Annotated in this window: 13 protein-coding genes and 1 pseudogene; all 14 read left to right on the top strand. The window is 44.9% G+C overall.

The window, feature by feature from the left end:
• Positions 1-115 precede the first annotated feature (115 nt).
• Positions 116-1,054 (top strand): HEPN domain-containing protein, encoded by a 939-nt coding sequence (locus ACLM7Z_RS14895; protein WP_435645427.1) that lies wholly within the window; start codon positions 116-118, stop codon positions 1,052-1,054.
• A 61-nt stretch (positions 1,055-1,115) separates the two neighbouring features.
• Entirely contained in the window at positions 1,116-2,423 is a 1,308-nt protein-coding gene (locus ACLM7Z_RS14890) for a hypothetical protein (RefSeq protein WP_435645426.1), read from the top strand.
• Positions 2,424-2,503: 80 nt separating this feature from the next.
• The gene (locus ACLM7Z_RS14885) at positions 2,504-3,493 is read left to right on the top strand and encodes a DUF3991 domain-containing protein (RefSeq protein ID WP_435645425.1); all 990 of its coding nucleotides are present in this window, start codon (positions 2,504-2,506) and stop codon (positions 3,491-3,493) included.
• 74 nt (positions 3,494-3,567) lie between these two features.
• Entirely contained in the window at positions 3,568-3,861 is a 294-nt protein-coding gene (locus tag ACLM7Z_RS14880) for a hypothetical protein (RefSeq protein WP_435645424.1), read from the top strand.
• Between the two features lie 91 nt (positions 3,862-3,952).
• Positions 3,953-4,105, top strand: coding sequence for a DUF3789 domain-containing protein (locus tag ACLM7Z_RS14875; RefSeq protein WP_117628766.1), 153 nt, complete (start codon positions 3,953-3,955; stop codon positions 4,103-4,105).
• Positions 4,065-4,394: a plasmid mobilization protein gene (locus ACLM7Z_RS14870; protein WP_435645423.1), complete on the top strand. Its 330-nt coding sequence runs from the start codon at positions 4,065-4,067 to the stop codon at positions 4,392-4,394. Before ACLM7Z_RS14875 ends, ACLM7Z_RS14870 begins: the two co-directional genes overlap by 41 nt.
• A complete protein-coding gene (locus ACLM7Z_RS14865) occupies positions 4,394-5,806 on the top strand; it encodes a relaxase/mobilization nuclease domain-containing protein (RefSeq protein WP_435645422.1) in 1,413 nt (470 codons plus the stop codon). Before ACLM7Z_RS14870 ends, ACLM7Z_RS14865 begins: the two co-directional genes overlap by 1 nt.
• A complete protein-coding gene (locus ACLM7Z_RS14860) occupies positions 5,748-6,560 on the top strand; it encodes a PcfB family protein (RefSeq protein ID WP_435645421.1) in 813 nt (270 codons plus the stop codon). The genes ACLM7Z_RS14865 and ACLM7Z_RS14860 overlap by 59 nt, the downstream gene beginning before the upstream one ends.
• 6 nt (positions 6,561-6,566) lie before the next feature.
• On the top strand, positions 6,567-7,430 hold the full coding sequence (locus ACLM7Z_RS14855; protein ID WP_435645420.1) for a hypothetical protein: 864 nt from the start codon (positions 6,567-6,569) through the stop codon (positions 7,428-7,430).
• 15 nt (positions 7,431-7,445) lie between these two features.
• Entirely contained in the window at positions 7,446-7,643 is a 198-nt protein-coding gene (locus ACLM7Z_RS14850) for a hypothetical protein (RefSeq protein ID WP_006857246.1), read from the top strand.
• Positions 7,630-9,420 carry a VirD4-like conjugal transfer protein, CD1115 family gene (locus ACLM7Z_RS14845; RefSeq protein WP_435645419.1) on the top strand — a complete coding sequence of 597 codons (1,791 nt, stop codon included), beginning with the start codon at positions 7,630-7,632 and terminating at the stop codon, positions 9,418-9,420. Before ACLM7Z_RS14850 ends, ACLM7Z_RS14845 begins: the two co-directional genes overlap by 14 nt.
• 14 nt (positions 9,421-9,434) lie before the next feature.
• Positions 9,435-9,791 carry a hypothetical protein gene (locus tag ACLM7Z_RS14840; protein ID WP_015560134.1) on the top strand — a complete coding sequence of 119 codons (357 nt, stop codon included), beginning with the start codon at positions 9,435-9,437 and terminating at the stop codon, positions 9,789-9,791.
• Positions 9,792-9,882: 91 nt separating this feature from the next.
• Entirely contained in the window at positions 9,883-10,719 is an 837-nt protein-coding gene (locus ACLM7Z_RS14835; RefSeq protein WP_435645418.1) for a hypothetical protein, read from the top strand.
• A 14-nt stretch (positions 10,720-10,733) separates the two neighbouring features.
• Positions 10,734-11,075: pseudogene (locus tag ACLM7Z_RS14830) on the top strand (PrgI family protein); the annotation flags it as partial.
• Positions 11,076-11,108 lie beyond the last annotated feature (33 nt).

The raw sequence follows: 11,108 nt of genomic DNA, 5'->3' as shown, positions 1-11,108 counted from the left end.
CTTTTACATAAAAGAAATAAAGGTATAGGGGCATGATATTGTTTGCCATAATAGCTTTTTTAATAATGGAATGGTATAATCAGAGTAGTAAATCAAAGTACGAGGGAGAAATATTATGGAGCAAGTTGCAAAATGTAAATCTTTAGTAGCTATTTTCAGAGATGATAAAAAAATGTTAGATGGCCCACATGAGGTTGGCTTTGATATAGAAAAAGACAAGGTTTTTCATATTGATGTAGAACAATGCGGAATCAGAAAAATTTCATTAACTTCAGATGTGGATGTTTCTGTATTTGATTTATATGCATTATTTTCACGCATTGAAAGGTTGTTAATGCTGTTTGATGGGGCTTTTATTTCTTTATCAGAAATTCAATTATCTAAGTCTGATACTGTTAATGAAAAGATTTTACATTCATGTGAAGAACATTTTATGAAGGGGCGTTTATCTTATTTCATGTCTGCTGATTTTTGTAACTACAGTATAGAGAAAATGCTTGGATTTGACTCTATCATTACAGCGGATTTGTATTGTAAATGGGAAAATTTGCTTGATGAATTAGATGTGGTGCATCAAATGTATCTCTATTCTTTAAGTAATAGTGGAATGACGGTAGATATTAAGTGTGCATTTTTGATTGAATTAGCAGAGCCACTTGTTGAAATCGTAAAAAAGCATACTAATTTTTATGCTTCATTAACACCAGGGGCTCGTGGGACATCTCTTAAAAACTGTTTGGATGCATTGATTACGAAATATGGTGTAGATATTTTCGAAAGGGAATTGTCAAATGACTATGAAAAGTTTTTATCAGCGTTGGTCAATAGTAGAGTTCGAATAATGCATATTAAGCGTGAACAGAAGGGTGTGTATTTTAATGGGGCGGAATCAGTTTTATATGCTTTGAAAATGAGCTTATTATATCGAAGAATAATGTTTGAAGTATTAGGTATAGATGAAGTGAATTACAGAGATAACTTAAAAAAGTGCGTTTCAAGATTGGATAAATGGAATGATACTTTGGATAATTTTTTGATAAAGTTATCTAAATAAAGATTGATTTGAGCCTTATAAGGACAATGTGAGATAAAATGATGAATGGAGAAAATAAACGATGAAATGTATTTATTGTAATTCAGAAGCAGAACTAACATCATCTGACATTATAACTTATGCAATTACAGGAGCAAAGCTAACCAAATCCTTTGTTTGTAAAACACATAATGCATTTACAAATGATAATTATGAGAAAAAATTTGTAGCTGATTTGGATTTTTTCAGAAATCATTTAGGTCTTACGACTCGTGACGGAAAACCAATTCAGTATAAGGCAGATATATCAGTTGATGGAACAGAGCTACACAATGTTAAAATCAGTAATAGAGAGTCTCTATATGCACCTAAAGAGGTTGTTGCAGGATTTGATGATAGTGGCAATAAAATTTTAATGGCGCCTATGGAAAAATTAGAAAAAATCAGCAAAGGTAAAGCCTCTGCGGTTGATATAAGCGATGTAACATTGCATAAAACTATTACGGCAGACAGTTTTCTGGGATTTCATGCAGTTCACAGTATTGCTAAAATGGCGTATGAATGGTATTGCTATGTTAACAATATCGAAGAATTTAAGGCAGAGTACAAAGATATTGTAGATTATATATTAGGAAATAATGATGGTGATTTCGTTGATATTATAATTGATGGGAACTATTATCATGCGATTGACCAATTATCTGAAATAGGAACAAATGCTTTCTTTCAATACGATGATGTTGATGGGTATAGATATGTTGTGTTTGATTTTTGGAAAACGATTGCGTATAGAGTAAGAATTTGCAAATTGCCTCATGGAGCAACAATTGATACAAAGGCTTTTATTTTTGAACTATATCTGTATCATATAGACGAAAGTAAATCAAAGACTGTATTTGGTGCGTATTCTCTTGACAGTAAAAGAAAGACTGCGTTTGTCACAATTAAGCCGAAAAATGTTACTATTGATTTATGGAGAAACTTCGTAAAGCGTATCGAAAAGATAATGTCAACTATGGTTTTGTCGGTACATACTTTGAAAAGAGAAGTAGATGAACTTTCTTCTAAGTTGAAGAAGTATGATGCAGGAATAATAGATGTAGCTCGGCTGTTGGGATTTGAAGAAAATAACGTTGTTACTACGATTGAAATAATTAGCCAGTTGCACTTAAATAAAGACAAATATGATGTGACGAAATCATTTAATCAAAATTTGCCTATAATCTTAAATTTAGATAGCGATACCATAGCAAGAACACAGGAAGATAAAATGGAATTTATAAAATCTTTAGTGGCAATGGATAAAGAAAATAAGTTGTCTGAATATATATGGAACGGAATACATGTATTTAATGAGATATATGAGAATGAAATGAAGTTGACAAAATAGAATGTTTTTTACATAGCCGAGTGGTTTTCATTTAACGAAAGCCCCTCGGTTTTTTCTATTTCTGGAGGTGATTTTATCCATTGAGAACTAACCGACCCTATGTGCAGATTGACCCAGATGTGCTTGAACGGGTACGCCAGATTGACCTGTTATCCTATCTGCGTGAGTTTGAGCCGAGCAATCTTGTTAAGGTCAAAGGCGCAAGCAATGTGTACTGTACCGCAGAACACGACAGCTTGAAGATTTCCAACGGCAAATGGTATTGGTGGTCGAGAGGTTTCGGCGGCTATTCTGCCCTCGATTATCTCATCAAGGTCAAGGAATATGACTTTGTGGAAGCCGTGGAAATTCTCACGGGACAGACGATGGCGGACTGGAAGCCACCCCCTGCTCCCAAGAAAGATGAACCGAAAGTCCTACTCCTGCCGCCAAAGAATAAGGATTGTAACCGAGTGATACAGTATCTTTTCGGGCGTGGTATTGACTATCAGCTCATACAGGAGTGTATCGCAGACGGCACGGTTTATGAGAGTGCCAACCACCACAATGCTGTTTTTATCGGCAAAGATGAAAGCGGAACACCGAAATATGCCGCTCTGCGAAGCACTCTCGGCAGCACTTTCAAGCAGGACGCATCGGGCAGCGACAAGCGGTATTCGTTCCGACTTCTGGCAAGAGAGCCAACGGATACCGTGCATTTATTTGAAGCCGCCATTGATTTACTGTCCTATTCCACTTATCTGAAATGCGAGGGCAAGGACTACAAATCGGAAAGTCTGCTTTCTCTTTCGGGTGTGTATCAGCCCAAGAAAGAGATGAAGGACAGCAAAATCCCCATAGCCCTCACAACTTTTTTGAGTGCCAATCCACAAATTAAAACCATTGTTCTGCATCTGGATAATGACAATGTAGGCAGGCTTTGTACTGCTACTTTGAAAGAACTGTTGCAGAAAGACTACAAAATCGTTGATGATCCACCGCCTGTCGGCAAGGACTTCAACGATTTTTTGTTGTCCTATCTGGGAATTGCAAGACCAAAGCCTGCCCGTGAAAGGAGTGATGTCCGTTGATTGTGTAGCAGTTTTTTCCCAGAAAGATACCGAAACCAAATCAAAATTTAATGCTGAAAGCGAGGAATGAACCATTGAAAAAGTATGATGTAACCCTTACTGCCCATTACCAAAAGAATGTTTCCGTCTATGCAGAAAGCCCCGAACAGGCAAAGGAAAAGACAAAAATTGTCCTGTTCGACACAGACCTTATCGACTTTACCGATGATGATTTTGTCTGCGGAGAAGCCGATATTACCGAGCAGAGCGAGGACGGTCTTGACGGTGCGGGCGAGAATACACTACAGGAAAATGAGGATTGTTCGGACTGTCCGTACTTCTGCCCCGTGTGCGGTGAGTGTATGTATGAGGACGACTGCGAAGAATGAGATGTCTTACCAAGCACTGAATTTGGTTAGCCAAATTCGCTTGTTAGGGGTCAGCCCCTAATACCCCGTGAGAACAGAAAGGAGTTCAAGAATGAGTGAGTTCTTATTTTTCATTATCGGCACAATGCTTGGCGGTCTGTTCGGTGTTGTGTGTATGTGCTGCTTGCAGATAAACAGACTTTCCGAGAGAAAGGAAGTGGACAATGCGAAAAAGAAATGTGCAGATACTTTTCCGTCTGACTGAGGAGGAAGCCGAACACCTTAATGAGCTTGTGCGGAAATCGGGTCGCTCAAAAGAAGCCTTTTTAAGAGAAATGGTAAGGGGCTATCAGCTCTGCGAGAAGCCCGACCCAGAGTTCTATAAAATGATGCGTGAGCTGTCCGCCATTGGCAACCGTATCAATCAGCTTGCGGTTAAGGCAAACGCCCTCGGTTTTGTGGATACCCCGATGCTCTGTGAGGAAGCAAGGAAATGGCACGAGTTTCAGATTGACATTCGCAAAAGGTATCTGCTCCCACGCAGGTCATCGTAATGGCGGTCTGCGAGATATGGGATGTGCGTGGCAGGCTCGACCACCCAATTGACTATGCCGAAAATCCCGAAAAGACCGCCAACCCGAAATATTCCGAAGCCGACCTGCAGGCGATGGTCGATGTAATGGAGTACGCTACTAATAAGGATAAGACCGAGCAGCGTTTCTTTGTCACAGGCGTAAACTGTGACCCGACCACCGCCAGAGATGAAATGATGATTACCAAAGCGGGGTGGAGCGATACGAGCGAGATTGTCTGTTACCACGGCTTTCAGAGCTTCAAGCACGGTGAGGTTACGCCAGAGCAGGCTCACGAAGTCGGCGTTAAACTTGCCGAGCGAATGTGGGGTGACAGATTTCAAGTCATCGTTGCCACCCACCTGAATACCGACTGCCTGCATAATCACTTTGTCGTGAACTCTGTTTCTTTTGCGGACGGTATGCACTACCACGACAACAAAGCAAATCTGCGGTTGCTCCGTCAGCGCTCCGATGAGCTTTGCCGTGAGTATGCCCTGTCCGTCATCGAACACCCAAGCGGCAAGAAAAAGCCTTATGCCCTTTACCAAGCCGAAAAGCAGGGGCGACCCACGAGGGATAATGTTGCCAGACAGGCGGTGGACGAAGCTATCAGCAAATCATTTACGCTGAAAGACTTTGACCGCCAGTTGGCAGAAATGGGCTACCGCATAAACTTTGACCCCAACCGTAAGTATTGGACGATTATCGGCGAGGGCTGGCAAAGACCCAAGCGGCTTTATAAGCTCGGAGAGGAATATACCAATGACAGGATTATGGAGCGTATCAGCGAAAATTCCTATGCGGTCAAATTCCAGAGCTTCTCAGAGCCACAGCCACAGGTCAAGGTCTATCGGGTCAAAGGCTCATTGAAGAATGCCAAGAAAATCGACGGCTTGCGTGGGCTGTATCTCCATTACTGCTACAAGCTCGGTATCCTGCCGAAAGGCAGAAAACAAAATTATGCACGGCTTCATTATCTCTTAAAGGATGACCTTATGAAGATGGAAGCCATCACACAGGAAACAAGGCTGCTTTGCCGCAATCACATTGATACGGCGGAGCAGCTTTGTTCATATAAAGGCTCTCTGGAAACGGAGATGTCTGCCCTGCTTCAGAAGCGAAAGGAGCTTTACTCCAAATCCCGCAGGATAAGCGGCGAAGAAAAGGAAGCGGTCAAGGCAGAGATTTCCGATATTTCGGGGCGGCTGAAAGTTATCCGAAAGGATGTCAGACTGTGCGAGGGCATTTCCGCCCGTAGTGATACCCTCAAGGAAAAATTGCAGACGATATGGGCAGACGAAAACGAACAGCAAAGAAAGGAGCTGATGAAGAATGAACACAGGCGGCGAAGCGGCAGAACAAATCGTCCGAATGAGCTTGGAGGGCTTTGAGGTCGCTGCCAAAATCACAGGTGCAGGTGCGAAGAACATCGCTATCCTGTTGTATTCCATTCTCAAAGAAGAAAAGAAAACCAAAGGCAAAGCAAGGCTGACGAGTATGCTCCGTTCTGGTAAGGAACTGAAAGTCTTTACCGTCAAAAGCGGCGACTTAAAGAAGTTCACGCAGGAAGCGAAAAAATACGGTGTGCTTTACTGCGTCCTCACGGACAGGAAAAACAAAGACCCCAATGCGGAGGTCGATGTCATCGCCCGTGCCGAGGACGCATCGAAAATCAGCCGTATTGTGGAACGCTTTAATCTTGCTTCGGTGGATACCGCCTCTATTGTGACGGAAGCCGAGAAATCCAAAGATGCAAAGGATGGTCAGCCAGAACCAGATATTGGTGTGCAGGAAAAGGCGGAGAAAGACAAGCTGCTTGACGAGCTTATGGGCAAGCCTGTCCAGAAGGAGGAAAACGCCCCAAACCCCTCGGTGGCAAAGACAAAAAAATCCCCTCAGTCCGAGCCTACCTCAGAGCAGCCAAAGAAGTCCGCAGAGGGGGCTACTATGACTAAGGAAAAACCTTCTGTCAGAGAGGAACTGCGGAAAATCAAGGAGAGCCGCAAGGGGCAGGAAGCAGAGATTGGCACTTCCGCCCTGGACAAAAGCGGAGCTTCCGACAGGGCGAAAAGTGCTAACGGGAAAACTGAGCATAAACAGCCCCAGAGAAAGAAAAAGAAACCAAAATCCAAAGAAACGAGGTAAACAGCTATGAGTATTTACGATGTATTCAGCGGCGGCAACAGACCTTTTGATAAAGAGGAATGGGCTGCCGCAAAGCAGGCACAGCGGAAAGAAGCCTATGAGCTGATTGACAATACCTGCTCTGAAATGATGGCGAGCGGCGACAGCTTCCGTCAGTATCTTGATGTGCAGGGTCGCTTTGACCGCTACTCCGTGGCTAACGCTATTCTGGTATCAGCACAGATGCCCGAAGCAACGCAGCTTAAAGAGTACAACAAATGGAAAGCGAGCCGTGTCTATGTGAACAAGGACGCACAGAAAATCATTATCCTTGAGCCGAGCAAGGAATACACCCGTGAGGACGGGACAAAGGGCGTCTCCTACAATGCCAAAGTGGTTTATGACATTTCCGAAACCTCGGCAAAGGACAGGCAGCAGGAACAGGAGCCGAAATCCATGCGTGAGCTTGTGTCGGCTCTGATTGATGCAAGCCCTGTACCCTGTGTCCCTGTCGATGAGCTTGAACTGCCTGCCTATTATGACAGCTCTCAGCAGACCATTTTTGTCAAGAAGGGGCTTTCCGAGGAAGTGCTGTTCGTGAGTATGGCAAAAGAAGTGTCGGCGGCGGTTTATGACTTTAAGTACAACGAGAGCCGTGATGCTTCCGATTTCAAATCCTTCTGCGTTGGCTATATGGTAAGCTCCCGTTACGGCGTGGATACCAGAGGTTTTGACTTTTCCAGACTCCCCAGAGAGTATGCGGAAATGGATACGCAGGCGTTCAAGGGAGAACTTGGCACGATGCGTGATGTTCTGGGCGAAATCCAGAGCGATATGTATAAGAGTATGGAGAAGAACAAGCCTGCAAAGAACAAAGAGCAGGAACGCTAATCGGAGGTGCAGACTATGAGAGAAGAACGATACCATATCGCACTTGACAAGTACGATAAGAATATCGTCATCAACGCCTTAAACACCCTGCGTACACGGCAGTTACAGGAGGAACGCCCCACCGAGCCTGTTGACGAGCTGATAAGCAAGGTGGCACACGCTCCGACAAAAAAGGTTAAGGTCGTGCATTGCAGGTGCAATGAGGAACGATGACAAGAAAACGAGCCTAATCCTTTCTATCTGCGGCATACTTCCTGTCGTATGGCTTGCCCTGCTGACAGCACCCTATGTCAGCGGCGGTCTTGTAGAGATTATCCGAGGTCTGCCTGTGGCGATGGGCAATCCATTTGAAATAACGATGTGTGAGGACAGCGTAAAGACTGTCCTTATTTTTTTACTTGCCTACGCTATGGGCATCGGCGTTTATTTCTCTACACGCAGGAACTACCGCAGGCGTGAGGAACACGGCTCTGCGAAATGGGGCAACGCAGGTGTTTTGAATAAGAAGTATCGAGATAAAGACCCGTCAGCCAATAAGCTCTTGACCCAGAATGTCCGTATCGGGTTGGACGGGAAAAAGCACCGCAGGAATCTGAACATTTTAGTCTGCGGAGGCTCTGGTGCGGGTAAAACGAGGTTTTTCTGCAAGCCAAATGCTATGCAGTGCAACACATCTTTTGTAATACTCGACCCAAAGGGCGAAATCGTCCGTGACATCGGCGGTCTGTTGGAAAATAAAGGCTATGAGGTGCGTGTACTTGACCTTATCAATATGCACCGCAGCCATTGTTACAATCCCTTTGTCTATCTGCGGAACGATAACGATGTTCAGAGGTTGGTAACAAACTTGTTTAAGGCGACCACGCCGAAAGGCTCACAGTCGCAAGACCCGTTCTGGGATACGGCGGCGAGTATGCTGCTTATGGCTCTGGTGTTCTATCTGAAATATGAAGCACCGCCAGACGAGCAGAATTTCCCGATGGTTATGGAGCTGCTCCGTGCAGGCGAAGTCCGAGAGGACGATGACAGCTATGTAAGCCCTCTGGACGAGCTGTTTGACCGTCTGGAAATGGTAAACCCAGAGCATATCGCCCTTAAGTATTACAGGGATTACCACAGTGGTAGTGCAAAGACCTTAAAGAGTATCCAGATAACCCTTGCCGCAAGGCTTGAAAAATTCAATCTGGAGAGCCTTGCAGGGCTGACCGCCACCGATGAGCTTGACCTGCCAAGTCTGGGCGAAAGGAAAGTCGCTTTGTTTGCTCTGATACCAGACAACGACACGAGCTTTAACTTCCTTGTCAGTATCCTTTATACCCAGCTCTTTCAACAGCTTTTTTATTTGGCAGACCACAAGTACGGCGGAAGCCTGCCCGTGAATTGCCATTTCATAATGGACGAATTTGCGAATGTTTCATTGCCTGATGACTTTGATAAAATCCTGTCCGTTATGCGTTCCAGAGGGGTATCGGTATCCATTATCCTGCAAAATCTGGCACAGCTCAAAGCCCTTTTTGAAAAGCAATGGGAAAGCATTGTCGGCAACTGCGATGAGTTTCTGTATCTGGGCGGCAACGAGCAAAGCACCCACAAATATGTGTCAGAGCTTTTGGGCAAGGAAACCATTGATACCAACACCTATGGGAAAAGCTCTGGGCGGAGTGGTAACTATTCAACAAATTATCAGATTTCGGGGCGTGAGCTGATGACCCCAGACGAAGTGCGTATGCTTGATAACCGTTACGCACTTCTTTTTGTGCGTGGAGAACGCCCCGTTTTGGATTTTAAGTATGACATCTTGAAGCACCCGAATGTGAAGCTGACGGCTGACGGAGGGCAACCGCCGTATATCCACGGAGAGCCTACGCAGGTTGTCGCAACCCTTGTGTTTGACAGTGATATTCCAGATAACGCCGTGAGCGTGAAAGCTGTCAGCACTTCCTATGAGCTTCTGTCCGATGAGGACTTGGAAGAAATATTCAATTTATAAGGAGGATTTACCCTATGAAACTTTTTAAGAAGAACGAGAACAAGAAAACCACGAAGCTGCCGATGACTGGAAAGGTTAAGAAAGGCTTCCGCTATTACTGTATGGCTGTTATGGCAATGACCTTTGTGCTTGGTACTTCCGTAACCGCCTTTGCTGCCAATGACCCTATTCAGGTAGTCAACAATCTGTCCGATTTCATTTTCGGTCTGGTGAGGGCTGTCGGTATGATTATGCTCGGCTTCGGTATCGTGCAGATTGGTCTTTCCCTCAAATCCCACGACCCGTCCCAGAGAGCTAACGGCTTTTTGACCCTTGCAGGCGGCGTTGTCATTACCTTCGCAAAGGAAATCTTGACTCTTATCACAGGCTAAGATAACAGACTGACACAAAAAGATAACGGGAGCAGATCCGCCGAGTGCGGAACTCGCTCCCGTTATCTAATATCATCAAGGAGGTGGTCAAATGTCTGATAACTGGGTGGTACAGAATTTAGAGAACGCCCTAAACACTTGGAATGAGAAATTAGCCGAGATATGGCAGCTCATTACCCAATCCCCAGAGAACTTTAAGGGCGGCACGATATGGAATGTCATCGTGGATATTCACGGTGCGGTGCAGGCTATCGGACTTGCCTTGCTCGTGCTGTTCTTTGTCGTGGGTGTAATGCGTACCTGCGGAAATTTTGCAGAAATCAAGCGACCAGAGCAGGCGTTGAAGCTGTTTATCCGCTTTGCCATTGCCAAAGGTGCGGTGACCTACGGTTTAGAACTGATGATGGCTCTGTTTAAGATTGTGCAGGGTATGATTTCCACGATTATGAATGCCGCAGGCTTTGGCTCGGTACAGCAGACGGTGTTGCCGCAGGAAATCGTGACAGCAGTTGAAGACTGCGGATTTTTTGAGAGTATCCCGCTATGGGCGGTCACGCTGATAGGCGGACTGTTTATTACGGTGCTGTCATTCATAATGATTATGTCGGTATACGGCAGGTTTTTCAAGCTGTATATCTATACTGCCATAGCACCCGTACCCCTTTCCGCTTTTGCGGGAGAGCCGAGCCAAAGCGTCGGCAAGAGCTTCATTAAGAGCTATGCCGCTGTATGCCTTGAAGGTGCGGTTATCGTGCTTGCCTGCATTATCTTTTCCCTATTTGCTTCTTCTCCGCCTGTGGTCAATCCCGATGCGGCGGCGGTTACAATGGTATGGAGCTATATCGGAGAGCTTGTGTTCAATATGCTCGTCCTTGTCGGTGCGGTCAAAATGGCAGACCGTGTTGTAAGAGAAATGATGGGCTTGTAAGGGAGGTGCTATGATTGGAAGTCAAGATAAATAAGGAAATCCGTAATTATACGGAGAGTATGTTTTTTGGACTGTCCCTCAGACAGTTCATTTTTTCTGTCCTTGCCTGCGGCGTGGCGGTGGGTTTGTATTTTCTTCTCCGTCCACGGTTTGGAACGGAAACGCTCAGTTGGGTTTGTATCTTAGGTGCATTCCCCTTTGCGGCTATGGGCTTTATCAAATACAACGGTATGACCGCAGAGCAGTTTGTCTGGGCGTGGATTAAATCGGAATTTCTGATGCCGAAAAAGCTGATGTTCCTGCCAGATAATCTCTATTACGAAACGATGAAGCCGACTATTGAAGCCTATGAAAAAGGATTGGCGACAGTACGGAAAAAGCAGAAAGGC

It is taken from the genome of Butyricicoccus porcorum (genome assembly GCF_051246315.1).
Taxonomy (GTDB): domain Bacteria; phylum Bacillota; class Clostridia; order Oscillospirales; family Butyricicoccaceae; genus Butyricicoccus_A; species Butyricicoccus_A porcorum.
This window is presented reverse-complemented; position numbering and strand designations above follow the sequence as displayed.